At 74.4% G+C, this 25,295-nt stretch carries 21 protein-coding genes; 2 read left to right on the forward strand and 19 right to left on the reverse strand.

Features of this window, described 5'->3' with window-relative positions; genetic code table 11:
• Window positions 1–6: 6 nt before the first annotated feature.
• The 17 genes from BLW85_RS06780 to BLW85_RS06860 form a co-directional block, all read right to left on the reverse strand.
• On the reverse strand, window positions 7–2,451 hold the full coding sequence (locus tag BLW85_RS06780; protein WP_074991431.1) for a GTPase-associated protein 1-related protein: 2,445 nt from the start codon (window positions 2,449–2,451) through the stop codon (window positions 7–9).
• A complete protein-coding gene (locus BLW85_RS06785) occupies window positions 2,448–3,635 on the reverse strand; it encodes a TRAFAC clade GTPase domain-containing protein (RefSeq protein WP_070026457.1) in 1,188 nt (395 codons plus the stop codon). The genes BLW85_RS06780 and BLW85_RS06785 overlap by 4 nt, the downstream gene beginning before the upstream one ends.
• Complete coding sequence (locus tag BLW85_RS06790; protein WP_074991434.1) at window positions 3,636–5,270, reverse strand: hypothetical protein; 1,635 nt, start codon at window positions 5,268–5,270, stop codon at window positions 3,636–3,638. It lies immediately after the preceding gene.
• 2 nt (window positions 5,271–5,272) lie between these two features.
• A complete protein-coding gene (locus tag BLW85_RS06795; RefSeq protein ID WP_074991437.1) occupies window positions 5,273–7,336 on the reverse strand; it encodes an AAA family ATPase in 2,064 nt (687 codons plus the stop codon).
• Window positions 7,333–8,766, reverse strand: coding sequence for a hypothetical protein (locus BLW85_RS06800; protein ID WP_074991440.1), 1,434 nt, complete (start codon window positions 8,764–8,766; stop codon window positions 7,333–7,335). Before BLW85_RS06800 ends, BLW85_RS06795 begins: the two co-directional genes overlap by 4 nt.
• Window positions 8,763–9,407 (reverse strand): 4Fe-4S single cluster domain-containing protein, encoded by a 645-nt coding sequence (locus tag BLW85_RS06805; RefSeq protein WP_074991443.1) that lies wholly within the window; start codon window positions 9,405–9,407, stop codon window positions 8,763–8,765. The genes BLW85_RS06800 and BLW85_RS06805 overlap by 4 nt, the downstream gene beginning before the upstream one ends.
• Window positions 9,408–9,514: 107 nt before the next feature.
• Window positions 9,515–10,573: a protein kinase domain-containing protein gene (locus BLW85_RS06810; protein WP_070026452.1), complete on the reverse strand. Its 1,059-nt coding sequence runs from the start codon at window positions 10,571–10,573 to the stop codon at window positions 9,515–9,517.
• On the reverse strand, window positions 10,570–11,340 hold the full coding sequence (locus tag BLW85_RS06815) for a PP2C family serine/threonine-protein phosphatase (protein ID WP_070026451.1): 771 nt from the start codon (window positions 11,338–11,340) through the stop codon (window positions 10,570–10,572). The genes BLW85_RS06810 and BLW85_RS06815 overlap by 4 nt, the downstream gene beginning before the upstream one ends.
• Window positions 11,337–12,107 (reverse strand): vWA domain-containing protein, encoded by a 771-nt coding sequence (locus BLW85_RS06820; protein WP_070026450.1) that lies wholly within the window; start codon window positions 12,105–12,107, stop codon window positions 11,337–11,339. Before BLW85_RS06820 ends, BLW85_RS06815 begins: the two co-directional genes overlap by 4 nt.
• Window positions 12,104–12,316, reverse strand: coding sequence for a hypothetical protein (locus BLW85_RS06825; protein ID WP_244174827.1), 213 nt, complete (start codon window positions 12,314–12,316; stop codon window positions 12,104–12,106). Before BLW85_RS06825 ends, BLW85_RS06820 begins: the two co-directional genes overlap by 4 nt.
• A 142-nt stretch (window positions 12,317–12,458) precedes the next feature.
• On the reverse strand, window positions 12,459–13,562 hold the full coding sequence (locus BLW85_RS06830) for a macro domain-containing protein (RefSeq protein ID WP_070026448.1): 1,104 nt from the start codon (window positions 13,560–13,562) through the stop codon (window positions 12,459–12,461).
• A 60-nt stretch (window positions 13,563–13,622) separates the two neighbouring features.
• On the reverse strand, window positions 13,623–14,294 hold the full coding sequence (locus tag BLW85_RS06835; RefSeq protein ID WP_074991446.1) for an RES family NAD+ phosphorylase: 672 nt from the start codon (window positions 14,292–14,294) through the stop codon (window positions 13,623–13,625).
• Window positions 14,294–14,971, reverse strand: a complete 678-nt coding sequence (locus tag BLW85_RS06840; protein WP_074991449.1) for a hypothetical protein — start codon at window positions 14,969–14,971, stop codon at window positions 14,294–14,296. Before BLW85_RS06840 ends, BLW85_RS06835 begins: the two co-directional genes overlap by 1 nt.
• The gene (locus BLW85_RS06845; protein WP_244174828.1) at window positions 14,968–18,552 is read right to left on the reverse strand and encodes a CHAT domain-containing protein; all 3,585 of its coding nucleotides are present in this window, start codon (window positions 18,550–18,552) and stop codon (window positions 14,968–14,970) included. Before BLW85_RS06845 ends, BLW85_RS06840 begins: the two co-directional genes overlap by 4 nt.
• A gap of 99 nt (window positions 18,553–18,651) precedes the next feature.
• Window positions 18,652–19,260 carry a hypothetical protein gene (locus BLW85_RS06850; RefSeq protein ID WP_070026701.1) on the reverse strand — a complete coding sequence of 203 codons (609 nt, stop codon included), beginning with the start codon at window positions 19,258–19,260 and terminating at the stop codon, window positions 18,652–18,654.
• Between the two features lie 242 nt (window positions 19,261–19,502).
• A complete protein-coding gene (locus BLW85_RS06855) occupies window positions 19,503–20,309 on the reverse strand; it encodes an ABC transporter ATP-binding protein (protein WP_074991452.1) in 807 nt (268 codons plus the stop codon).
• Window positions 20,310–20,373: 64 nt separating this feature from the next.
• Window positions 20,374–20,796 carry a YjbQ family protein gene (locus BLW85_RS06860; protein WP_070026699.1) on the reverse strand — a complete coding sequence of 141 codons (423 nt, stop codon included), beginning with the start codon at window positions 20,794–20,796 and terminating at the stop codon, window positions 20,374–20,376.
• A gap of 71 nt (window positions 20,797–20,867) precedes the next feature.
• On the opposite strand from BLW85_RS06860, the gene BLW85_RS06865 reads away from it, so the two are divergent.
• Window positions 20,868–21,947, forward strand: a complete 1,080-nt coding sequence (locus tag BLW85_RS06865; RefSeq protein ID WP_208624819.1) for an NAD(P)-binding domain-containing protein — start codon at window positions 20,868–20,870, stop codon at window positions 21,945–21,947.
• A gap of 29 nt (window positions 21,948–21,976) precedes the next feature.
• Here BLW85_RS06865 and mltG read toward each other — a convergent pair whose 3' ends face one another.
• Both mltG and BLW85_RS06875 read right to left on the reverse strand, forming a co-directional pair.
• A complete protein-coding gene (gene mltG / locus BLW85_RS06870) occupies window positions 21,977–22,849 on the reverse strand; it encodes an endolytic transglycosylase MltG (protein WP_074991457.1) in 873 nt (290 codons plus the stop codon).
• A 61-nt stretch (window positions 22,850–22,910) separates the two neighbouring features.
• Window positions 22,911–24,725, reverse strand: coding sequence for an ABC transporter ATP-binding protein (locus tag BLW85_RS06875; protein WP_074991460.1), 1,815 nt, complete (start codon window positions 24,723–24,725; stop codon window positions 22,911–22,913).
• A 114-nt stretch (window positions 24,726–24,839) separates the two neighbouring features.
• Here BLW85_RS06875 and BLW85_RS06880 point away from each other — a divergent pair, with 114 nt between their 5' ends.
• Window positions 24,840–25,289, forward strand: a complete 450-nt coding sequence (locus BLW85_RS06880; RefSeq protein ID WP_074991462.1) for a MarR family winged helix-turn-helix transcriptional regulator — start codon at window positions 24,840–24,842, stop codon at window positions 25,287–25,289.
• Window positions 25,290–25,295 lie beyond the last annotated feature (6 nt).

The raw sequence follows: 25,295 nt of genomic DNA on the forward strand, positions 1-25,295 counted from the left end.
TCGGGCTCACCTCGGTTCCGGTCGGGGGCCGTCCGTGGGCCGCCGCTGGGTGAGCTTGCGGCCCCACTTCTTCACGCGGCCCAGGCGGTTCTCGGCGCACTCCTGGTAGTGGTCGGCGAGCCGGGTGTCGTAGGGGCGCAGCCACCGGGCGAGCCGGTCGAGGTCTTCGGACCGCCAGTGCTGGGCGATGTGCAGGCGCAGGGTGCGGACGAGGTCCAGGTGGGCCTGCGGCAGCGCGGAGCGTTGGGTGTTGACCGCGATCGCCCCGGTGACGTGGCTGAACAGCACGTCGTCGATGCGGCCGGAGGTCGTCGCGGCCCGCTGCACGGCGCGCAGATAGCCGTCGGCGAGGGAGAAGTCGAACTGTTCGATCTCCGTGCGCAGCCGCGCCGGGTCGGCGGGCAGCCGGAGCATGGCCGGGAGCAGCCGGTGGTGTTTCAGGGCGCGGGGTGCCGACCAGGCGCCGATCTGGGGGATCCGGAAGGCGCGGGCGAGTTCGGTGGCCTCGGTGGCCTCGCGCAGGGTCGCGTCCAGCCGGAGGGTGACGTCGACGCACTCCCGGGTGACCGCCCGCATCCGGGCGTAGCGGCCGGGCGCGGTGAGGGTGTCGCACAGCACCAGGCAGTCGCGCAGGGCCCGTTCGTCGTCGACCTCCTGTTTCACCGCGCGGTCGAACCACTCCCCCACCGCCTCGTCCACCGGGCCGTCCGCGGGCAGCCGGCGGGCGATCTCGGTCGCCTCCTGGTACGTCCAGGCCGGCGACGGCCGCCGCCACAGTCCCCGCAGCAGCTCCGCGTCCGGTGAGCCCTGGCCGCGTACCTCCAGGATGCGGAACAGCAGGTCGACGGTGCGGGCGGGCTCCCGCTCGGCCTGCGCCCGCCAGTAGTGCTCGAGCAGCCGGGGCCGCCCGCCGAGGTCGCCTTCGCCCAGCAGCACGGCCGGGAACTGGGAGAACAGCTGCCCCTGGCCGCCCCGTTCGGTCAGTACCTCGTGCACCGCCGTGGCCAGGCCGGCCCGGAACTCCGGCAGGGTGCGGGCGAGCCGGCCGGCCTCCTCGCGCAGGCCGGTGCTCGCGCCGGGGGTGCCGAGCAGGGCGCGGGCCAGCTCCAGGCTCTGGGCGGCGAGCAGCTCCGGCGGCGGGGTGAGCCGCGCGCCCACCGCCCACAGCAGCAGCCGTACCCGCTGACGGCTGCCCGCGGCCTCGCCGAGCAGCCGCTGCCACAGGGCCGTTGCCCGCTCGCGCTCGGCGGGCCGGGTGAGCGGCACGGGGCCCGGCGCGTTCGGCACGCAGGTCATGTAGGCGCGGATCCGGGACTGGTGGAGCTTTCCCTCCAGCTCCCGGTGCAGCGCGGTGTCGCCGCCCGCCTCGGCCGCCGCGCTCAGCGTCGCGAGCTGGTCGTCGTCCAGGTCGCGGTGCTTGTGGTGGATGTCCGCCGCCACCGCGGCGCGGCGCGGCCCGAGGTGATCGGCGCCGGGCAGCCAGTCGAGCACCGCGCGGACGTCGGCGTCGGTCAGGTCGATGCCGCCCGCGGCCGTGGCCGCCGCGACGGGGGCGTGCCAGTCGCCGGGTGTCCGTTCCCGGCCGTGGGTGTAGTCGGCGGTCCAGGACCACACCGAGCGGGCCGAGCCCACCCCGATCCGGATCAGCAGCCGGATCAGGTGGTGGGTGGGCACCACCTCCGGGAAGCGGCCGGCGGAGAAGTCGAAGACGGTGTACGACTCCTCGTCGTCGGGGCCGAAGGCGGGGTGTGCCTCGGGCACCGTGCCGATCAGGTGCAGCCTGCTGCGGGTGGGGCGCAGGAGGTAGGTGGCGAAGGAGAGGGTGCGGGCGAGCGGGGGCGGCAGGAGGTAGGAGACGGCCGCGAACCAGTGGGCGATCCGGTCGGTGGTGTCGTCGATCACCACGACCGAGCCGTCCTCCGCGAGCGCCGTGAACACCGCCGACAGCAGGGCGGGCAGTTGGCCGGCGTGCGGGTGCGCGCGGAGGAAGGCCTGCGTGGAGCGGGGGGTCAGCGGGCCGCGCGGCAGGGGCGCGGGCAACTCCGGGATCTCGGTCGTGTCGGCCACGCGCGCGGTCCACGCCGGGGAGTCCCACAGTTCGATCGCGAGCAGTCCGCCGCTGTCCGGTGTGAACGCGCCCTCGGTGTACAGGGCGTGGGCGAAGTAGTTCCCGAAGCGGCGCGCCGAGTCCCGGCCGGCGTAGCGCACGCAGAGCGTGGTGTCGCCGCCGTCGCCGCCCGGGGTGTGGCAGAGGTTCACCGGGCAGCGGGCCAGTTGTTCGGGGGTGTCCGACTCGACGAGGGAGCGCGGCGGTTCGTACCCGGCCAGGCTCTCCACCCGGTGCCGGGTCTCGGCCGAGACCTGCTCGCTGACCGCGTTGAACTGGAACCCGGAGGATCCGCTGAGGCCGTGCTCGCACGAGGTGTAGTACAGCTGCTGGAAACCGCTCATCCGCGGCCCGCCTTGGGCACCGCGCCGAACTCGCTGAGCAGCCACAGCAGCGGGTCGGCGACCCGGTAGGGCTGGATTCCGGTGTCGGCGACCCGGGCCTCGGGTGTGGCGCTGCGGCCCAGTGCGGAGACCCCGAAGTAGCGGTAGCGGGCGAAGGTGTTCTCCAGGGCCTGGTCGATGGGCACGCCGTCCCACTTCTTGAGCAGCTGGCGCACCTCCTCGTGGACGTCGAGGCTGTCGCCCACGTCGAAGCGGCCGCGCGCGGGGGCGTGCGACCGCAGCGGGCTGCCGTTCTCCATCAGGTGCCAGAAGGCGTCCATCTTGGAGAAGACCACCGCGATCGGGGTGTCGATCTTCGCCGCCTTGCCGCCGCGCGCGGCCAGCAGCATGCCGCTCACCCGGCTCAGTACGTTGATCGGCGGGTCGATGCCGTCCGCGTCGGGCAGGGCCGTGCCGGGCGCCGCGTTGTCCCGGGCGCCGGGCATCTGCAACGGGTCGAGCAGCAGGATGATGCCGTCCGCGTTGGTCAGGTAGCGGGTGTTCAGCTCCACGCTCTCGCGGCTGTTGAAGTCCTCGCCCGCGGTGTCGAAGAAGGACAGCACGCTGTGCTGCGGCCGTTCCACGAACATCCTCCTGCGGCGCAGCCCGAACCGGAACACCAGCGGTTCCACCCTGTTGGCGTTGGTGGTGGCGGTCTGGGTGGGCGGGAACATCTGCCGGTCGCGGTAGAGCCGTTCCTCGTACTCCGAGCTGTAGCGGCGCATGGTGGTGTCGTCCAGGCCCATCAGCGAGGCGCCGTAGGCCTCGCCGACCTGGTTGCGCATCTCGTGCAGCAGCACGGTCATGTAGATGGTCTTGCCGGAGGACCGCGCGCCCACCATCGCGATCAGCCGGTTGTCCACCATGCCGAACTGGAGGGGCAGTTCGACGTGGCAGACCGGGCAGATCCGGTACGTCGTCTCGCTGTCGCAGTCCGGGCACACCGCCGTGGACCTGCGGCCGTCGGCGGCGAAGTCGGGGCCCACGTCGTGGCTGGGGCGCCGCCCGAAGCGTTCGTCGAGGACCGGGTCGCGCCGGCGCTGGCACTGCTTGCGGGTGCGGCTGAGCCGGCTGTTGCAGCGGAAGCGGATCTCGCGCGCGGCGAAGGTCTCGTAGCAGTAGGGGCAGGTGAGTCGTCTGGCCATTCAGGTCACTCGCAGCCGGTGCAGCGCCGTGGGGCGCAGGTCGATGTCGCGGTCGTGGTCGGTGTCGGGGCCGCCCGCCGGGAAGCAGACGAGCCAGGAGGGGCCCTTGGCGCCGGGGAAGGGGAACTCCACGGTGAGCGGTGTCCCGGCGGGCAGCCGCTGCGCGGGGATCTCGTGCACGACCGTGCCCTCGGCGGTGCTGGTGGGCCGGTAGCGGCCGAGTCCGTGGACGATCCGCAGGGCCGGCAGGTCGCAGCCGGTCCGGGCGGTGAGGGTGACGGTCGCGACGCGGGCGCCGGTGAGCCGGCGGCGCAGGGCGGGTTCGTACTCGACGACGGGGGGCTCGGCGGGAATCCGCAGCGAGGCGGCGCCCTCGGTGTCGACGGCGGGGTCGGCGACGAGCGCCTCGACGGTGAGCGTGATCGCGCCCCGGCCGAGGGCGAGGTCCAGGCCGCCGTCGTGTTCGTAGGTACGGCGCCGGCAGCTGATGTCGCCCTCGCGGGGGCCGTCGCCCGTCGCGGTCGCGTCCTCCCGGCGCCAGCGGACGCGCGCGGTGAGGGCGGTGTCGGGCCAGGCCCACAGGACGAGGAGGTGGTCGTCCCGGCGGAGGTACTGGAGCTGGGTCACCGGGACGGCGCGCAGGGCGGGGGCGGAGGCGAGGCCGGACGAGGGGGGCTCGGCCGGTCCGGGGTCCGGTCCCGGGTCCAGGTCCGGTTCCGGTCCCAGGTCCGGTTCCGGTACCTCCGTCGGTGCCCTTTCCGGTGCCCGTGCGGACGCGGATGCGGGTCCGGGTTCGTCGTGGGCGTCGGGGACGGTCCGGTCGGCCCGTGCGGGCTCGTCCCGCTCACCCGGTGTCCCGGACGCGGCGGAGCCGGTCCCCCACGGGTCCTTCCCGTCCGGCTCGCCCCGCGGGTCCGGGTCCTGTGGGAGGGGCTGCCAGGGCTGCGGATCCGGGTCCGCCGGGGGCCCCGGGAACCGGGACCGCGCCGGGGCCGGGCCGGTGATCACACGGAGCAGACCGAAGTCCTCCCGGAGCAACAGACCGCGCACCACGGCCAGTTCGGGGTCGGCGCAGCGGACCGTCAGTCCCCGCGCCTCGGGCAGCTCCTCGATCTCCGCGCGGCGGGCGGGCACCGTGTACAGCTCGCCGGACAGGAGCACGGCGTCCGGGGACGACGCGGCCAGTTCCCGGGCCGTCGCCGCGAGAGCGCCGTCGCCGACCGGTTCCGTGCGGGTGGTGACGATGCCGGCCGTCAGGTCCGGGGCGATGTCCAGGACCGTCAGCTCCACCGTGGCCGCGGCCTGGTCCACCACCAGGAGCGTGCGGTTCACGCCCTCGTCGATCGCGCCGTAGTGCAGGGCCACCGCGATGGGTGCCGGGAGGATCGCGCGGACGTGGAGCCCCGCGTCCTCGACGGCGTCGCGCAGGCGGTCCTCCTCCTCGCGGCCGGCGGACGCGGGCAGGCCGAGCACCACGTCCGCGCCGGCGGCGTCGGCGAGGAGCGCGGCCAGTGCGGTGGCGGGGTCGGCGACCGCGTCCGCGTCGGTGTGGTCCGTCACGGTCATGGTGGGCCGGCCGTCCGGGCCCGTGCGGCCGACGCGGGTGACGCCGTGGCCGCCGGCGATGGCGAGCATGTTCAGCCGTTCCCTTCCTCGGTCCTGACCCATGGGGTGCCGTCGGCGCCGACGCCGAGCCGGAGCCGGCTTCCCGGGTCCGGGCGGCGCGCCAGAAAGTGGGCGACGACGGCCGTGCGCAGCGGCTCCAGTTCGTTGCGGATCTGGCGTCCGCCGTACGCCTGGCGCTCCGGGTCGCTCATCCGCGCGGTGATCCACGGGTGGAGGGTCTGCTCGTCGGGGACCAGCTCGACCTGGTGCCGTTCGCGGACGGACTCGGTGAGCTGGCCCAGCAGCCGGTCGGTGATCTTCACGACGTGCTCGCGGCGCAGCATGTCGAAGACGACCACGCCCGGCTTGAGCCGGCCGTAGATCTCCGGCCGGCCGATCGTGCGGAACTTCTCCTCCACGGCGTGCGTGAAGTGCTCCTCCAGTTCGGCGTACGGTACTTCGTCGCCGCTGCGGGCCAGCAGGTCCTGGACGGCCTCCGCGCCCGTGTTGGAGGTGAAGATGATGAGGCACTGGGAGAAGTAGGCGGTCTGCCCGCGGCCGTCGGTGAGGCGGCCGTCCTCCAGGATCTGGAGGAACTTGTCCAGCACCCGGGGGTGCGCCTTCTCGATCTCGTCGAACAGCAGGACGCTGAACGGCCGTTCCTGGACGCGGCGGGTCAACTCGCCGCCCTGCTCGTGGCCTACGTAGCCGGGCGGCGCGCCCGCGAGGCGCTCGGCCGCGTGCTCCTGCTGGTACTCGCTCATGTCGAAGCGGGCGTACGCGCTCTGGTCGCCGAACATCAACTCGGCGACGGTCTTGGCGAGTTCGGTCTTGCCGACGCCGGTCGGGCCGACGAAGAAGAACGCGCCCCGGGGGCGGGCGCCGCCCAGACCGCCGAAGTCGACGCCCACGAAGGCGGCCTGGAGCGCGCCGGCCACGGCCTCGACGGCCTTGGCCTGGCCGACCACGCGGGCCCCCAGCACATCGGCCGCGCGGGCCACGGTCTCCCGGTCGAGCTGGGTCCACGGGTCGACGCTCACGTTGAGCCGGTGCAGTTCGAGGAGCTTGTCCGGCCGTTGCAGGGGCGCGCCGCGCAGCCACGAGGTGCGGGCGAGGGCCTCGATCTCCCAGCCCGACATGCCGTCGCTCGCGCCGACCAGGGCCTCGATGTCCTGGCGGGTGGCGTCCGGGGCGCCGTTGAAGTCGTCGCGCAGCCAGGTCAGCCACAGCCGGCGTTCGCTCGGGTCCGGGGGGCCGATGTGCAGGGTGGCGATCCGGGGGTCCTCCTGGTGGAACCAGCCGGGCAGCCGGCCCACGTCGCCCACCGCGCACAGGACGGCGTTGCGGGCGTGCGGGCGGCGGCCCGCCAGGCTCGCGCGCGGGGTGACGGCGTCCGTCATCGCGGCGCGCAGCCGGAGGTAGCCGAGGTTCGACTCGGGCTGGCCGGGCGGGAGATGGTGGTCGACGTCCTGGAAGACGAAGGCCGTGGCCGCCTCGGGCGAGGCGGCGATCCGGTGCACGAGGGCGAGCACGTCCTCGAAGGCGCGCGGGGGGCCGGCCGGGCGCGGAGAGAGCAGACTCGACCGGTCCCGCCCGCGTTCGGCGCCACGGCGGGCCCGGGCGTCGGCGGGCCGCCGGTCGTCCGCGGGCGCGTCCCCGCCGCCCGGCCGGATGGGTGCGTCGGGCTCCGTCCGGTCGCCCGCGGGCGCGTCGCCGCCGTCGTGCGAGGCGCGTCGCCCGCCGTCCGCGGACGCGCCCCCACCCCCGCCGCCGCCCCCGGCGCCCGGGCGGGGCGGGTTCGCCGCCAGCCGGGCGAAGCGCTCGGCGTGGTCCGGCAGCGGGAAGGTGAGCCCGGCCACCGGGTCCCACCAGCCCACCACGTCGGCGCCGCGCGTCTCCAGTACCCCGGCGACCAGCCGCTGGAAGGACGCGGGCCGGTCCTCGAACCACCAGCGGTCCCGGATCTGCCCGTTGAGGATCACCTGCCGGCCTCGCCGCAGCTCCCAGCCGAGCGAGACCGCCCACAGGGGCATCATGCCGTTGGCGGTGACGGGCCCGGTGCCGTCCTCGCTCTTGGTGAAGTCGGTCGTGCTCATGGGTTCGTCCACGTCCGGTAGGTCTCGCGGGGCAGCGGCTTGGCACGCCGGCCCGGCGGTTTGCCGTCCCAGGTCAACTCGCCCGGAATGAAGCCGTCGTCGCCGCCCAGCGCCTCGTGCACTCGCTCCAGCAGCGCCTCGGTGGTGTCGCACACCGCCTCGTCCCGGGGCGCGTACAGGGTCACGTCGGGCTCGCCGGCCACGTGGTAGACGAGGACGGGGGTGCCGTCGTCGTCGGTGGCGACCGTGGTCTCGTACGTCGCCCCGGTCGGCCGGGTGAAGTGCAGCCGGAAGCTGCCGCCCTGGTCCTCGCCGCCGTCGAAGGCGAAGCCCTCGTCGGTCATGGCGTCCTGGAGGGCGGCCACCAGGTCCCGGCGCCGCCGGTAGGCCAGCTCCAGTTCGTCGAGCCGGCGCTCGGCGTCGGGCAGCCTGCCCTCCAGGACGGCGACCGCGTCGAGGGCCTCGTCCGCCGAGCGCGCGGTCAGTGCCTCGACGACGGCCCGCACGGCGTCCCCGATCTCGTGGGCGAGGTCCCGGTCGCCGAGTTCCGCGGCGGTGTCCGCCACGCCCTCGGCCGCCGGGCGTACGACGTCGAGTCGCTCGGCGGCCTCGGCGAGGGCCGACTCCAGGGCCGCCCGTGCCGCCTCCGCGCGCTCGCGCTCCCGCGCCGCGGCCGCCTCCCGCTCCCGTGCCGCCCGGGTCTCCCGCTCGGCGGCCTCCCGCGCCTTTCCGACCGTGGCCGCGTGCCGGGCGAGGGCGTGTTCGACGGTGCCGAGCAGGGCTTCGAAGCGGACCCGGCCGTCCTGGCCGGCGGCCGCACGCAGCCGGTCGAGCAGTTCGGTGCAGTGTTGGTACCCCTCCGCGTCGAGGGCGGCGCCGTCCGGGCCGCCGACGACGGACAGCCGGTGTTCCAGTTCGGCGAGGACGACGGCGGGGTCGTCCGTGCGGCTTCCGGCCGCCGCCGGGCGCAGGCCGACGACCCGGCCCCGCAGTTCCTCCACCGCGTCCCCGAGCGGCTCCCCGCGGGCGGCCCGCTCCCGCAGCTCGGCCAACCGGCGCTCCAGGGCGCCGATCTCGGCGCGCGCCCCGGAGCGCTGGGCCCGCGCGATCAGCTCCCGCACCTCGTCGAGACCCCGTTCGTCCGCCCCGAGCTGGTCCGCCCGCGCCCGGGCCAGCCGGGCCTCCTGGTCGGCGCGGCGCCGGGCCGCCAACTCGGCTTCCTTGCGGGCGACTTCGTTGCGGCGCCGCTCCGCCTCGGCGCGGGCCCGCTCCCGGCGGGCGGCGGCGGCCTGGGCGGCCCGGGCCCGTTCGGCGGCCCGCCGGCGTTCCCTGGCCCGGCGCTCCTCGGCCCGCCGCCGGCGCTCCGCCGCCTCCCGCTCGGCGTACCGAGCGCCGACGCGGACGCTGCTGTACTTCGGTGATCCGCTCATCGTTCCCTCCGTGCCTCGATGTGCAGCACGAACCCCCGCGCCGCGAGCTGTTCCTCGAGCCGTTCCCGGAATCCGGGGGCCGGCGGCACCCCGGCCCAGGAGAGCGATCCGTCGGCGTCCACGGACAGTTCGATCCCGGCGGTCGTGTCCGGCTCGGCCAAGGCCTGCCGGTAACGGTCGCTGAGCGGGATCAGCCGCTGGTTGTCCGAGCCGCGCCAGCGCAGACTCCCGTGCCGCGCCGCCAGATAGGGGCCGTCGACCAGCAGGTCCAGCCGGTCCAGCAGGGCGCGCCGGTCCGGGTCCCCGCGCCGCAGTGCCTCGTGGCGGAAGCCGGAGTAGGCCATCGCGCCGAAGTCCGGGCGCCGCTCCCGTACCGCGTCGAGCAGTCGGGCGAGCGCGCGGGCCTGGCTGAACGGCTCCCCGCCGGAGAACGTGACGCCCTCGATGCCGTCCAACGCGCAGAGCCAGTCGGCGAGTTCGGCCACCGGCCGGCTGGTCCCGCCCTCGAAGGGCAGGGTCTCCGCGGCCACGCAGCCCGCGCAGCGCAGCGGGCAGCCCTGCACCCAGATCACCGCCCGGCTGCCGGGTCCGAGGACCGTACAGCGGTCCAGCGTCCGGGCGACGGACAGACGTGTGCCCACGCCCTCTCCCCCTGCGCTCGTCGCCCTCACCCCTCGCCCCGCACCGGCGTCTTCCCGCCCGGCTCGCGCGCCGTCCCGCCTCGCACCGGCGTCTCCCCGTCCTGTGTTCACGTCTTCTCCCGCGTGGGGCCGGGGTAGCTGTCGCCGCCCCGCTCGGCCTGGTCGCACCACGGGCACCACGGCCGTTCCACGGTGTGGACGTGGCGGGCGTTCACCGCGCACGCCCGCAGCCGGCCGGGGGCCTGCTCGGCCGCGAGGGCCTCGGCCCAGTCGGCCGCCGACGGGCGCCGGAGCGGGCCGGTGAACGCCGCCCGGAACAGCTCGGCGAGCCGTCTGGGCAGCAGGTCGGCGGGCGGCACATGGCGCGGCAGCAGCACCGACGTGCGATCCACGAGCCGGCAGCGGCCGTGGCGCACGTTGTCGTCGTACGACAGGTAGTCGCCGCCGTCCGCGGGGTGCCCGGCGAAGGGGTGCAGTCCGGACATGAGGAGCTGATGGACCAGGACGGCCAGGGCGAAGTCGTCGGACGCGGTGTCCGGCGGTGTGCCCGCGGGCGCGCCGATCCGCTCGGGGGCGGTGTACCCGGGGGTGCGCATCCGGCCCGGGAACAGCTCGCGGCCGTCGCTGAACTGCCAGGAGTCGATGTCCGCCAGGCCGACCCGGCCGGTCTCGTCGACCCAGAGGTTGTCGGGCTTGAGATCGCCCACCACGTAGTCCTCGGCGTGCACCTCGGCCAGCAGCCGGGACAGGGCGAGGGCGGCGCGCAGGGCGGTCGCCCAGGTCGCCCGGGGCAGCAGGACACGGCGGGTGGCGGCGGTGAGGAGGTGACCGAACGGCTGGTAGGCGTGGCGCATGTCGGTCATCACGTAACCGTCGACGCGGTCCGCGGTCCGGCCGGCGGCCGTGTGCACCGGGACCAGCGGCCAGGCCAGCCGGACGGGGGTGCCGGAGAGCAGGCCGACGGTGCCGGGCTCGCGGCGGCGGCGCACCAGGCGGGCCACGCGGCGCCGGAACGCCTCGGGGTCGGGCGGGCCGGGGACGAGTTTCGCGACGAGGGGGCGGGCGTCGTCGACGCCGTACACGAATCCCTCGGAACCACTGCCGATCTGCTCGGTGAGCCGCCATGTGTGTCCGGTCCCGGACACCACCGTGAGTCCCACGGTCATCCCCCTTCGGCCAGAGCGCACAGGACGGTCAGGTCGTCGCCGGTCCGGCCGGCCTTTGGCCCGGAGAGGCTGCGGCGCAGGGGCTCGGCGTCCCCGTCGTTGCCGCGGAGCGTGGCGGTGAGGCCGAGGAAGAAGCGTTCGGCCGGTAACGGGCCCGCCTCGGCGGGCAGTCCGCGCACCGAGGGGTGGTCGAGGGCGAGGGGTGCGCAGCCGTCGGTGGCCAGGACCACCGCGGCGAGTTCCGGTTCCCAGACGACGAAGGTGCGCACGCGCAGGGCCGCGCCCGGGGAGGAGAGGAAGCCGGACGGGCCGGTGGGCGGTGCGAGGACCAGGTGGCAGCGGTGGTCGCGGGTCACCAGGGTGGCGAAGCCGTCGCCGAGGGAGACGAAGGCCAGCCAGGGCGGGGCGACGGCCGTCGCGGTGAGGGTGGCGCCCAGCAGGCCGGGGTCCGCCGGACCGGCGTCCGTGCCCAGCACCCCCGACACCGCGCGCAGATACTCCTCGACCACCCTGCGCCCCCGCCCCGCGATCCACCGGGTCCATGTCTCCGGCGTCTCCCGGGTGTCCGGTAAGTCCTCGGTCAGCAACCGGCACGCCGCGTCGACCGCTATGTGGGCGCCCAGGGCACTGCGGTCCCGGCTGCCGGCCCCGTCGGAGACGGCCAGCACCGCCGCACCGCCGAGGTCGACCGCCTTGAAGGCGTCCTGGCAGCCCTGCGCGGCGGCCAGGTGGGCGGTGCCCTGGACGGAGGCGCCCGCGATGATCACAGCAGGCCCCTCTCTATCTCCTCCATGCGGGCGAGCCGGGCGGCCCGGTCCTCGACCTGCCGGTGGATGAGGTCGGCGTCCTGGTCCGGGCTGCTGTCGTCGGTGCTCTGGAAGAGCAGTTCGAGGATGCGGCCGAAGTCCAGGTGCTCCAGGGCGGAGGTGGCCTTCGGGGCGAGCACCCGCAGCATGGGCAGGTCGGCGCCGCGCACCCCGATCACCTGGAAGACCCACTCGCCCTTCGCCTCGCCGGCGCGCACCCGGTCCGCCGTGCCGGCGAGGGCCGTCTCGTCCAGCGGGCGGCCCTGGTCGTCGCTCGGCGCGCCGTCCGTCAGGACCCACAGGAAGGGCCGCCGGACCGGCACCCGTTGCCGCTGGAGTGCGCGGTAGCGCGTGCGGGCCAGTTCCAGGGCGGTGTCCACGGCCCGCGTCAGCCGGGTCAGGCCGCCGGCGCGCAGCACGGGCGGGTGCATGCCGTCCGCCGGCACGAACAGCCGGTCGGGGTCGGCCTGTTCGACCGGGACCAGCCGGCCCGCGCCGGGGTCGTAGACGCGCACCGCCGAGTCGAAGGTGATGAGGCAGACCTCCACCCGGGTGCGCAGCCGGTCGTGCGCGCGGACCCCGTCGAACCAGCGGGACAGCGCGTCGTTGAGCTCGTCGATCCGCGGCTGCCGCACCGGCCGGCCCATGGAGGCGGAGGTGTCCAGGAGGAGGACGACGGGCTGCCGTTCGTCGTACCCGGACCCGAACTCGATGCCGTGGACGCTCATCCGGCCGCCGCCCCGGTGTCCTCCTGGGCCACCGGCAGCCGCCGGGCCCGGTCATGGCGCACGATGACGGGCGTGCCCGGCGGCAGACCGGGCGGCTCGGGCACCATGCGCAGCAGGACTCCGTCGACGAGCACGTACGCGTCCGGGGCGGGCCAGGTCACCGTGCGACCCGTGCGGCCGTGCGCCCATTCAGCCATCCCCCTGGTCATACGGCCACCGTAGGTGACGCAGACATCACGTTCCCGTCCCTTGCGTGAATTGACACCGCATCGCTGCCGCCGCCGCGGCGGGGCGCGGGCCGCCCGGGGGACTGCTCCCCCGCGGCGCCCCCTGAGCGACCCGCCCTTCCAGTCAACCGGACCGGCCGGGCGCCGACTGGTCGCGCACCGGGCGCATCCTGGCCGGTATCCGCTCCACCGCGCGGGCGGCCTCCGGGGTGTGCACCACGAAGTGCACGTCCCAGCGTGCGCCGCGCGCCAGTTCCGCCTCGACGGCGCTCCACACGGCGGCCGCGCTCACCCGGTGCGGAAGTCCGCCGCGCCCGGATCCGAGCAGCGGGAAGCAGACCGAGCGCAGCGGCGGGTCGTACCGGTCGTGCTCCTCGGCGAGCAGCGCGAGCGCGCGGGAGGTGGCGCGGGTGATGTCGGCGGGCAGCACGTCGTAGTCGTTGGTGCCGGCCCGGGGCACGGCCACCGCCGCGTGGTAGATGCGCCGTACGCCGGATCGCGCGAGGGCGCCGGAACCGGTGGCCGCGACCGTGCCCGGGAGCACCGGGCGTCCCGAAGTGCCGTGCCGGGCCAGCCACTTGCGCAGTTCGTCGTGGACCGGGTCGTCCAGCAGGTCGCCGGTCACCCCGCGCACGGAGGCGGCCCGGCGCAACGAGGCGGAGACCGAGGACTTGTACGGCTCGGGCAGCGCGAGGTAGGTGTTGGCCGGGGAGACCACCACGTCCACGTCCCGCAGCAGGTCGACGGGGTGCACATGGAGGGTGAGCCGTACGGTCCGCCCGCCGGCCGGCACGTCCACGAACCGGTGGGTGCCGCCCTCCTGCTCGTCCTCCTCCGGGGCGTCGGCTCCGCCCTGCGCCAGGGCCACGATGTGCTCGGCCACCTGCCCCAGCACCATCACCTCGTGGTGCTTGCGGAAGCGCTCCTCGCTCACCCGGTACACCTGCGCCGCGCGGGCCCGGCGGGAGGCGGCCGGCCAGTCCCGGGTGCCCTGGGCCAGGCCCAGCGTGTACTCGGCGGCGGTGCGCAGGGTGCCCGCGTCGAGCTGCCCCACCGCGCGGCGCAGCAGCGCCTCCACGGCGCTCTCGCGGGTGCGCGCGGTCACCGAGGAGGCCGCGGCCGTTTCCAGGGCGGGCAGTTCGCTGCCGCGCAGCCGCAGCAGTCCCGCCCGCCGAACCACCTGTAATTCCCCGAGAACCGACGCATGGTCGATGGACGGCGGTGCCATGCGCCAACGATGGCATCACTTGTCTCACCGGGACAAGCGAGCGGCGGGCGGGACCTGGACTCAGCGGCGCAGCGGCTCCCTGACCGCCGAACGCAGCGGTTCCAGCAGCTGGTTGACCTCCTTGACGCCCTCCGGTGAACCGAGGTCCGCGATGCTGCGGTACGGCAGTGCCTCGAGCGGTCCGTCCGGGTGGTCCGCGAGACGGTCCCCGAAGAGGACCAGGGACCGCTGTGGCGGGTTGCGCTTCGAGTCCCAGATCATCCCCATGGCCTCGGGTGCCTGGGCGCGGATCTCCCGGGCCCAGCGGCGTGTGTCCCGGTAGTGCCTGGGTCCCTCGTTCTCCAGCAGCAGGTGGTCCTGGCAGACGGCGGCGAGCGCCGCTCCGGAGCGCAGCGAGACCAGTTTCAGCTCGCACCGGGTGCGCACGGCGTTCAGCGACTTGCCGCGCACCGCCGCCCAGGGCACCAGCCGCATGCTGGTCTGCGGGTCGAAGCGGACCGAGCGCAGCAGGGTCTCGGCGAGCGCGGTCTCCGGCTCGGTCGCCGCGTAGAGACAGGGGTACGGGTCCTCGGGGGTGCCGTGGAAGCGGCCGGGCGCGGGGTCGTCCGGGTCGAAGGGCTTGAACTCCTCGGCCGCGAACCGGGACGAGTGCATCCGCCACAGGTGGGTGCCGGCGGGCAGCACCTCCCAGTGCGGCCGGAAGCGGTACACGGAGGGCGAGACGGTGAGCATCAGTCCCCCTCCACCAACGCGACGGCCGCGCCGACCAGTTCGCCATCGGGCCGGACGCCGAGCAGGGCGGCGGGCGATCCGCCGTCCAGCCACGCGTTGGCGCTCAGCCACCAGTCGGCGGCTCCCCACGGGTCCGCGTCGGCGAGCAGCACCCGGTTGACCTCCAGGACGACCTCGTACGGTGTTCCGTCCCCGGGCCGGAACTGGAACTCCGGATAGCGGTCGCCGAGCCGGATCAGCTCGGGCGGTGGCACGGCTCCGTCACACCGGGTGCGGACCTCGGTGTCCGAGAGGGCGGGTGCCTGGAGCAGCCGGCGCTCGACGGCGGCGATGATGGCCGCCGTGTCGGGAGGCGGTGGCGGGCCGAGGGTGAGCCGGGTCAGCAGATCCCGCGACCGCGTCACGACCGGGCCGCCGACGGGCGCCGTGGCGACCAGCCGCACGGAGTCCAGCGCCTTGCGGACCGGGTGCCCGAACGGCAGCGGCACCAGGCAGTGGCGCACGGCTTGCAGGGCCCGGCGCACGGCCCGGTCGTCGTCGGGCGCGGTGTCGGCGAGCGCGCGCAACCGGGTGAGCAGCAACTCGTACTGCTGCTCGGTCAGTTGGGCGCGGATGCTGTCGTGGTGCTCTTCGATGAGGGCGAGCACCCGTGTCCCGCTGTCCTCACCCGGGTTCATACGGTCTCCTTCCCCTGGCCGGGGTGGCCCTGGTGGATGAACGCGGCCCACAGCGCGGGCCGGCGAAGATCGGGGCGGCGGACGTCGCCCCGGAACTGTTCGCTCAGGCAGCCCGGGTCCTCGCGGTCCGGGTCGAGCATCCACAACTGCGCGGCCCGCAGCGCGTCGACGGGGCTGAGGCCGGCCCGCAGATGGTGGTGGAAGACCGCCATCAGCAGGCTCGACGCGCTGTCCTCGACCCGCCACCGGCTTCCCACGACATCGCGCGCGCCGCCCGAGACGAAGGCCGTGGTGAGGGTCAGCGCCTCGTCGTGGTCACGGTTGCTCAGATCGGTCTCGCAGGCGCTCATGACGATCAACGGCCCGTCCGCGGCCGCTTGTCCGGCGGGCTGCGGCCGGTCGAGCAGCCGGGTCACGGTGAGCCGGCCGCTCTCCTCGTCGGAGCCGGCGGGGGCGAGGTGCAGGGCCGACTCCGTCGGTCGCGTCCCCGCCATGCCGTGCGTGGCCAGATGGACCATCGAGTGGTCCTGGGCGAGCAGGGACAGCAGTTGCTCGGGGGTGCCGGTCGGTACCGAGTCGCGCGGGAAGGCCGCGAAGTCGCCGTAGAGCCGTGCCCCCGGATAGAAGGCGTTGCGCAGCTCCAGGACCTCCAGCTCGGCGTACGTGAGCGTGATGGTCGGGTCGGCCACCAGGGCCGGGGCGGAGACCGGGTGACGCGGTGCGCGGCGGGCCGTGCGCAGGAACTCGCCACCGGAGGCCGCGTAGCTGATCACCAGGGCCTCGCACAGGTAGTCGAACGGGGCGCGTTCGGGGAAGCGCGCGGCGTGCCAGGGGACGATCCCGAGCCGGCCGCAGGGGACCAGCACGACCCGGGGCGTACGGCGGTCGGCCGCGTCGCCCGGCAGGTACTGCTCCAGCCCGGCGAGGACGTGGACGAACACCAGGTGCGCCCAGTGGCACAGCTCGGACAGGGCCTCCTCCCAGGCGGCTTCCGCCCGTTCGTCGCCGTGTGCCTCGGCACGGGCGGCGACCGCGTCCATGTACCGCTCCAGCGGGGCACTGCTCTGCTCGGAGAGGATGGGCAGCGGACCCACGCCGATGCCGACCTCGGGGCCGACGACCAGCAGCATGCCCGGGGCCTCTCCGCCGTCTCCGGGGACGAGGTAGATCAGCGCGTCGGCCCCGGCGTCGCCCACCCCGTCGGCGAGTTCGCGCAGGGTGGGGGTGCCGAGCAGGCCACCGCGCTGCCGGTAGCCGAGGGCCTCCAGGGCGCGCCGGCGCAGGGTGCTGGGCAGTTCGGCGGGCAGCTCGGTGCTGTCGTCGGCGCCGGACTCCCGCCAGGCGGCGGCCAGGTCGTGATGTCCGCGGTCCTCCAGCAGCTCCGGTACGGCCCGCGAGGTGGCCGCCGCCTTCAGTACCAGCGCCCGCCCCAGCTCCAGGGCGGCGACCGCGTCGTCCACCCTGTTGTGCGCGGCGGCCCACAGGGCGGCCCGGATGCCGAGGGAGGCGCCGTTGCGGGCGGTCGTCAGACGGTCCTCGGCGCCGTGCTGGAGGAGGACGTCGGCGGCGATGGTGGCGAGGGCCTCGTTGGCCGTGTCGGTGGCGGCCTGCGCGTCGGAGTCGTCGCGGCCCTGCTGCCAGCGGGCGCGGTAGGCCTCGGCGAGCTGCCACAGGGAGTCGCCGGCGACACGCGGGGCCCGGCCCTGCCGGATGTGCTCGCGGAGCCGTTCCAGCGTGGTGATGACGGCTTCGAGGTCCTCGGGGTCCTTGGTGAAGGAGTAGCGGATGCCGAGGCGGCTCACCGCCGTGTGCAACTGGGCGGCGGTGGCGTCCGCCGGCGGTGGCTCCCGGTCCGGGAGGTTCGCCGGGTCGTCGGTGAGGTAGGCCCGGAAGGCGTCGGCGTCGGGGACGACGGACTCCAGCCACTCCACTCCCAACGGGAGGTTGCTCTCCCCCGCGGCCGCCTTGCCGGCCTCGAAGTCGGCGAGGCCGCTCAGGAGCAGTTCCTTGTCCATGGTGGCCCGGCCGAGCATGAGACGGCCCATGGACCGGGCGATGAGGCCGATGTAGTGCAGGTCGTGCCCCTCGGGGGCGGTGCCCGCCAAGTCCTCTGCCTTGGCCAGGAGTTCGCGGAGCCGCGGGACGTCGTCCTGCCCGGCGGTACGGAAATCGCCCATCAGGCTCATCACCTCCGCCCCGACCGCCAGGTTCTCGGCCATGGGGATGGAGGTCTGCGACTTGCGCCGCAGATAGTCGACGCCCTTCTTCAGGTTCGCGAATCCGAGCGCCGTGTCCTGGAGGGTGCCGCCCGCGCCGTCGCTCGCGTTGAGCAGCAGGGCCATCAGCGCTTCGAGGGCATCGGTGTCCGCGACCCCCTCCGGCATCCCGTCCAGCGCGCCGCGCAGCCGCCGCAGCTGTTCGTCGAGGGCGGCCGGATCGCCGCCGCCGACATGGTTCGTGAAGTCCAGGGACGTGGTGTTGGCGGCCTGCAACGCGACGAGGAGCCGCCGGAACTCGTCGGCGGTCCGGGGCACGGCCCGGCCGGCGGCGCCGGTACCGGCGGTGCTGGAACGGGCGTCCTCCGCGGGGGAGCCGGTGCCGGGCGAGGAGTCCGGGCCGGTTCGCGGGGCGGCCTCGGGGCCGGTCCCCGGGCCGGACCCCGGGCTGGACTTCGGGCTGGTTTCGGGGCCGCACTGCGCGCCGCTCCTCGCACCGGTCCCGGGACCGCTCTTCGGGCCCGCGGTCGCACCGTTGCTCCTCGGGCCGCTCCTGCGACCGTTGTCCGCGCCGGACTGCGTACCGGCGTCGGAGCCGGTCGTCGCACCGGTGCCGGTCTTCGTACCGGTGCCGGCCTTCGTACCGGTGCCGGTCTTCGTACCGGTACCGGGGCCGGCGCCGCCGGTCATCGCCGCCAGCATGTCCGCCATCCGCTGCCGCATGTACCCGGCACCCGGAGTGTCCTCGGGTATCAGGTCCGCGTAGAGGTCGAACAGCCCGTCGGCGCTGGGACTGGTCTGGAGCTCCAGCGCCTTGCGCAGGTGACGCAGGAACTCCGGGTGCAGGGGCAGCTTGACCGCCTCGGTCAGCAGCTCCCGCATCTCGGCCGCCTCGGCGGCCATCCCGGCGAGCCCCTTCTCCCTGATCATGTCGAAGACGGCGGTCGCGTCCGGCTCCGGCGCGAGCCCGCCCGCCATTTCCTGCAACGGCATCTTGTGGGTCAGCAGGAACAGCGCGGCCCACCTGCGGTCCTCCGCGGAGGCGTCGACCCCTGTCCACGTCGCCGGATCCCGCGCGTCCCGCAGCAGGCCGTACGCCCGCTCCCGGTCCTCGGGCGTCCCGCCGCCGACGACATGGCGCAGGGTGAGGACCCCGCCGAGCCATACGGTCACCGAGCTGCGGAGCGCCGGGTCGTGGTCCAACAGACGGGAGAGCGCGTCGAGTTCGGTGACGGATTCGTCGTGGGCGCGGGTGTGCCGGGCGACGGTGTCCGGCGTCGGCTGGAGGGCCTTCGCCCGCTCGATGGCCGCAGCGGCCCAGGCCCGCAGCGCCTGCACTCCGCCGGTCTCCTCTTCTTCCCCCACGCACACTCCTCCGACTCAACTGCCGTTTCGGAATTTCATGGTGACGGCCCGTCGGCCACCATGACACCGGATCGCCGTGATTCACCGGCGCTTGCCCGGTCAACGACCAGGGCTCGCCCCGTTCGCGCCCGGACCGGACCGGGAGCCGGGCGGGCCGGGGGCGAGCGGGTCCGGCCGGGCCGCCTCCGACGCACCGAGGTCCGCCCGCATCCCGCGCCGCAGCTCCCGCAGTCGCTCCCACAGCGCGTCGATCTCCGCCTGCGCGGTGTCGGGCGAATCGCCCGGGCGGGGCACCCCGTCGTCGAGGCGCCGGAGCCGGCCGTAGAGGGTGCCGAGCGCGTGGGTGACCTCGCCGGCCAGGGCGAGCACGGGGTCGGGCAGCCGCATCTGGGCCTCCGCGTACACGTCCCGGTGCACGTCCCGGGCCTCGGTGAGCCGCTGCCGCACCGCGCGGGAGTCCTCCGTACCGCGCAGGGCGTGCAACTGATCGGTGAGGGCGGCCAGATACTGCCTGGCGGCGGTGTTCAGCGCGACGTAACAGGCCAGCCGCTGGGCGGCCTGCCGCTCCCTGGCCCGCGCCCGCTCGGCCCGCTCCTGTTCGTGCCGTCTGCTGCGCTCCGCGGCACGCTGGGTGAGCAGCGCCGACAACAGGGTTCCGACCACCCCGACGACCGCCACGACCGGCGCACCCGCACCACCGACGTCCACCGCGCTCACCCCCGGTTCACCGCACGCCTCCAGTGAACGGGCCCACCCCCCACCACGGAACCCTCCGCCCGATCTCCGCCCTGCCTCCGCCCGCCCCCCGCCCAGGCGGCACCGGCAGGTGATCGCGCGTTCCGCGGCCGACGCGGCACGGGACCCTGCCGCCCATGGGTTCGGGCGTCGGGCCCCGTCCGAGACCTTGGCCGAGGGCACTGGCGATGCGCCCGGCGCACGGAGTCACCGCATCAGCGGCCCGAGTGTGCGTACCACCGGCCGTCGTGACGGGCCACGTGAATGGGACGCCCGAAGCAAGCCGTCAGGTTGTCCGGGGTGAGCACCCCGTCGGCCGGTCCGGAGGCCAGCTCGCGGCCTTCCTTCAGCAGGAAGGCATGGGTGGTGCTGGGCGGCAGCTCCTCCAGGTGGTGGGTGACCGTGATCGTGGCGAGGTGGGGCCGGTCGGCCGCCAGCCGGCGCAGTGCGTCCACGAGGTCCTCGCGGGACGGGAGGTCGAGGGCGTTGAACGGCTCGTCGAGCAGGAGCAGCGACGGATCCGCCATCAGCGCACGGCAGATGAGGATCCGAGCGCGCTGCCCGCCCGAGCAGTCGGCGAACCGGCGGTCGGCGAACTCCTTGCACCCGAGTTCGGCGAGCAGGCCGTCGGCGCGTTCGCGGACCGTGGCGTCGTACTCCCGCCACAACGGCTGCACGGTGCCGGTCGCGCCCGTGAGGACGACGGTGTGCGCGGTGGCGTCCAGCGGGACCTTCTGGGCGGCGGACACCAGACCGACGCGGGCCCGCAGCTCGCGCATGTCGACGTGGCCGAGCCGGTCACCGAGGACGTCGACCGTGCCGACGGTGGGGTGCATGACGGCCCCGACGAGCCGGAGCAGGGTGGTCTTGCCGGCTCCGTTGGCCCCCAGCAGCGCCCAGTGCTCGCCTGGCCGTACGGTCCAGTTGATCCCGTCGAGGACGATCTCCTGTCCGGTGGTACGGCGGTGAACGGCGACATTCGTCACCGCGACGACGGCGCGGGGCTCCTGAGTTTCGGTCACGTCGGCAGAGTAGGCGATCGGGCGGCCCGGCGAGCCCGGTGCCCACGCTCCCCGCGGTTCCGTGTCAGGCCAGGAAACTCAGCCGCACCTTCCGCTCGGGGTTGTCACGGTTGGTGTCCACCAGGCACACCGACTGCCACGTGCCGAGTTCCAGGCGGCCGCCGATCACCGGCAGGGTGGCGTGCGGCGGGACGATGGCTGGGAGGACGTGGTCGCGGCCGTGGCCGGGGCTGCCGTGGCGGTGCTGCCAGCGGTCGTCGGCGGGGAGCAGGGTGTGCAGGGTGGTGAGGAGGTCGTCGTCGCTGCCGGCGCCGGTCTCGATGACGGCGATCCCGGCGGTGGCGTGCGGGACGAAGATGTTCAGCAGGCCGTCGCGGTCGCCCGCCGCCTCCCGCAGGAAGTCCTCGCAGTCCCCGGTGAGATCGACCACGCGTTCCCGGGAGCCGGTGGAGACGTTCAGGATTCGGGTGGTGAAGGCATCTGACATGCCCTCCATCCTGACGCATCCCTCCCTGGGCGGGCGGGAAGAGGGGCGCACGGCACGCTGTTGGTAGAAGCGTGAACGAAATGCGTGAGGTCGAGGTGGTCGTCACGGGCGCCGGTCAGGCCGGGTTGTCCAGCGCCTACCACCTGCGCCGCTCCGGCTTCGAGCCGGAGCGCGACTTCGTGGTCCTCGACCGCTCCCCCGCCCCGGGCGGCGCCTGGCAGTTCCGCTGGCCCTCACTGACGTACGGCAAGGTGCACGGGATGCACTCGCTGCCCGGGATGGAGCTGGCCGACGCCGATCCGGCCCGGCCGTCGGCCGAAGTGATCGGGGAGTACTTCGACCGGTACGAGCGCGCCTTCGACCTGCGGGTACGGCGACCGGTGGCGGTGCGGGCGGTGCGTGAGGGGGACGGCCGGCGGCTGCTCGTGGAGACGTCCGCGGGCACCTGGTCCACCCGGGCGCTGATCAACGCGACCGGCACCTGGGACCAGCCGTTCCTGCCGCGCTACCCGGGCCAGGAGAGCTTCCGGGGGCGTCAGCTGCACACCGCGCGGTACGCCGGGCCCGAGGAGTTCGCCGGGCAGCGGGTGGTGGTCGTGGGCGGCGGCGCCTCGGGCACCCAGCATCTGCTGGAACTCGCCCCCTACGCGGCCGCGACCACCTGGGTCACCCGGCGCCCTCCCGTCTTCCGCGAGGGCCCGTTCGACGCGGACGCGGGCCGGGCCGCCGTCGCGCTGGTGGAGGAGCGGGTCCGCCAGGGCCTGCCGCCGCGCAGTGTGGTCTCGGTCACCGGGCTGCCCCTCAACGACGCGATCCGCAAGGGGCTCGCGGACGGCGTGCTGGACCGGCTGCCGATGTTCGACCGGATCACCCCGGACGGCGTGGAGTGGCGCGACGGCAGGCACGTCACGGCCGATGTGATCCTGTGGGCGACCGGGTTCCGCGCGGCGCTCGGCCATCTCGCGCCGCTGCGGCTGCGCGAGCCGGGCGGCGGGATCCGGGTGGAGGGAACCCGCGCGGTGGCCGACCCGAGGATCCACCTGGTCGGTTACGGCCCCTCGGCCAGCACCATCGGCGCCAACCGGGCCGGCCGCGCGGCGGTACGGGACATCAGGCGGCTGCTGGCGGAGGACCGCCCGGTCGCCGCGTGACGGACCGCCGGCCGTCGGGGCCCGACGGTTCAGCCGGCCCCGCCGGACGGTGCGGCGGACGGGGACCGCTGTCCGCCCTTCTGGTGCAGGGAGTTGTACTCGTCCACATTGCGCATATGGGTCGCGTAGTCGGCGGTGAAGCGGGTGTCCCCGGGCTTGACCGTCACGAAGTACAGCCATTCCCCGGGCGTCGGGTTGATCGCGGCGCGCATCGCGTCCTCGCCGGGGTTGCCGATGGGCGTCGGCGGCAGTCCCGTGCGCTGGTAGGTGTTGTACGGGCTTTCGACCCGGGTGTCCTCCTCGGTGGTGGGCGGGGTGGCGCGGCCGAGGGCGTAGGTGAGGGTGGCGTCCAGTTGCAGGGGCATGCCGCGCTCCAGCCGGTTGAGGATGACCCGGGCGGCCTTGCCCATGTCCTCCTTCTCGATCCCCTCGGCCTGGACGATGCTGGCGATGGTGACGGCCTGGTAGACGTTGACCGAGTTGCGCTGCGCCCCGGCCGCGACCGGCGCCCCGTCGAACTTCTGGTGGGCGGTGTCCACCATGGACCGCAGCAGTGACTCCGGGGTGGCCCCCTCGCGCAGCGGATAGGACGCCGGGAAGAGGTAGCCCTCCGGATTGCCCGCCGCGTCCTTGGGCAGCTTCAGTCCGGCCTTGCCGAGCGACTTGCGGGTGCTGCCGGGAGGCAGTTGGAGCGCCTTGTCGATCGCGTCGTAGACCTGACTCGCGCGCCAGCCCTCCGGGATGACCAGTGCGGCCGGCCGGGACCCCGCACGGCCGTCGGCCGTCGTCAGCAGCGGCACCGCCACGGCGGTGCCGGCCATGACGGCGCCGGCCACGACGAGGACGAGCCTGCCCCGGCGTGTCAGTCGGATCCTGCTCCGTGGCGGAATGAGCGTCTGCATGCGGGAACCGTAATACGCATATCACCACAATCACGACATATAGTCAGCTTGTCGGCCCCCGTCACGCGCCTCGGCCCGCGGGCTCCAGTTGCGCGTCCCGGCGCACCAGGGCCGCGTACCGCCCGTCGCGCTCCAGCAGCTCCTCGTGCGTGCCCCGTTCGGCGACGCGCCCGGAGTCCAGCACCACGATCTGGTCGGCGCCGCGGACGGTGGACAGCCGGTGCGCGATGGTGATCGTCGTGCGGTTCGCCGAGAGGGCGTCGATGGCCTGCTGCACCGCGGCCTCGGTCCGGGTGTCCAGGGCACTGGTCGCCTCGTCGAGTATGAGGACCGGCGGGTCGCGCAGGATGGTGCGGGCTATGGCGAGGCGCTGCTTCTCACCGCCGGAGAACCGGTGGCCGCGCTCGCCGACGACCGTGTCGTAGCCGTCGGGCAGTGCCGCTATGTGGTCGTGGATCTGCGCCGCGCGTGCGGCCGCGTGCAACTCCTCGTCGGTGGCGTCCGGCTTGGCGAAGCGCAGGTTGTCGGCGACGGACGCGTGGAAGAGGTACGTCTCCTGGGAGACCACGCCGACCGCGCGGGCCAGGGTGTCGAAGTCGAGGTCGCGGACGTCGACCCCGTCGAGGGTGACGCGGCCGCCGGTGACGTCGTAGAGCCGGGGCACCAGATAGCCCAGCGTGGACTTGCCCGCGCCGGTGGGGCCGACGACCGCCAGGCTGCCGCCGGCGGGGACCGTGACGTCGACGCCGTCGAGGACGGGGCCGCCCTTGGCGTCGTAGCGGAACTCGACGTCCTCGAAGCGGACTTCGCCCTTGATCCGGTCGAGGTGGACCGGGTGCGGGCGCTCGGTGATGTCGATCGGCAGGTCCAGGTACTCGAAGATGCGCTGGAAGAGCGCGAGGGAGGTCTGGATCTGGACACCGGTGGCGAGCAGGCTCACGGCCGGGCGGAACAGGCCCTGCTGGAGCGAGACGAAGGCGACGATGGTGCCGAGCGAGGCCTCGGGGCCGCCGAGCTGGAGGGCCAGTCCGGCCGTCCAGTAGATGACGGCGGGCATGGCGGCCATGACGATGGTGATGACGGCCATGCGCCAGCGCCCGGCCATGTTCGACCGCACCTCCAGGTCGACCAGCCGCTCGGACTCCCCCGCGAAGGAGCCGGTCAGCGAGTCGGTGCGGCCCATGGTGCGGCCGAGCAGGATGCCGCTGACCGAGAGGGACTCGGTGACCGTTGCCGCCATCGCGGCCATCTGCTTCTGCCGTTCGGTGGTGATCCTCTTGCGCTCGTTGCCCACGCGGCGGCTGATCCAGACGAAGGCCGGCAGCAGGAGCAGCGAGACGATGGTGAGCCGCCAGTCGAGGGCGACCATGGCGACGACGGTGGCGACCACACTGGTGACGTTGGAGACCAGGGAGGTGGCCGTGGAGGTGACGGTCGCCTGCATGCCGCCGATGTCATTGGCGATGCGGGACTGCACCTCGCCGGTGCGGGTGCGGGTGAAGAAGGCGAGCGACATGCGTTGCAGCCGGCCGTAGACGGCGGTGCGCAGGTCGTGCATGACGCGCTGGCCGACGGTGGTCGAGATCAGCGTCTGCAGCACGCCGAAGACACTGGAGAGCACCGCGCTGAGGATCATGCCGAGCGCGAGCAGGCTCAGCAGACCGGTGCGGCCCCGCGGGATCGCGACGTCCAGGGTCTCCTTGAGCAGGAACGGCGTGGCCACCGAGACCAGCGAGGCGGCGCCGACCAGCAGGCCGACGATCGCGAGCCGCCCGCGGTAGGGGCGGAACAGCTTCAGGATCCGGCGCCACTGCCGGGGTCGTTCCCCGGCGTCGGCGGGCGGGGTCCAGGAGGAGAGTTCACGGTCGGGATGCATGGGCTCCTACGGAGGTGAACGGGCGCCGGCCGGGGTCGGCCGACGATGACGGAACGGATCGTAGCTCATTGTTACCTATACTCACAATGAACTGCATCCTGATATTGTTCCGCCATGACCACCCCCGATCCCGACGGACTGCTCGCCGAGCAGTTGCTACGGCTCACCCGCCGGGTGCACCGCATCCAGAAACGCCATCTGGAAGGGCGCGACCTGGGCGTCACCCCTGCCCAGTCCCGGCTGCTGCGCACCCTCGCGCACTACGGCTCACCGCCTCGCATGGCGGACCTCGCCGAGCGCCTGGAGGTGGTGCCGCGCGCGGTGACGACGCTGGTCGACGGGCTGGAGGCGAGCGGCAAGGTGCGCCGGGCACCGGATCCGGCCAACCGGCGCGTGACCCGGATCGAGCTGACCGACGACGGGCGCGCGACCCTGCGCGAACTGCACGGCGCGCGCCGCTCGGCGGCCGAGGAGATACTCGCCCCGCTGACGGAGAAGGAGCGCCAGGTGTTCGGCGTCCTGCTGGACGCCCTGATCGACGGGGACGCGGCGAAGCCCTGCTGACCCGCG

This window comes from Streptomyces misionensis (assembly GCF_900104815.1).
Classification (GTDB): domain Bacteria; phylum Actinomycetota; class Actinomycetes; order Streptomycetales; family Streptomycetaceae; genus Streptomyces; species Streptomyces misionensis.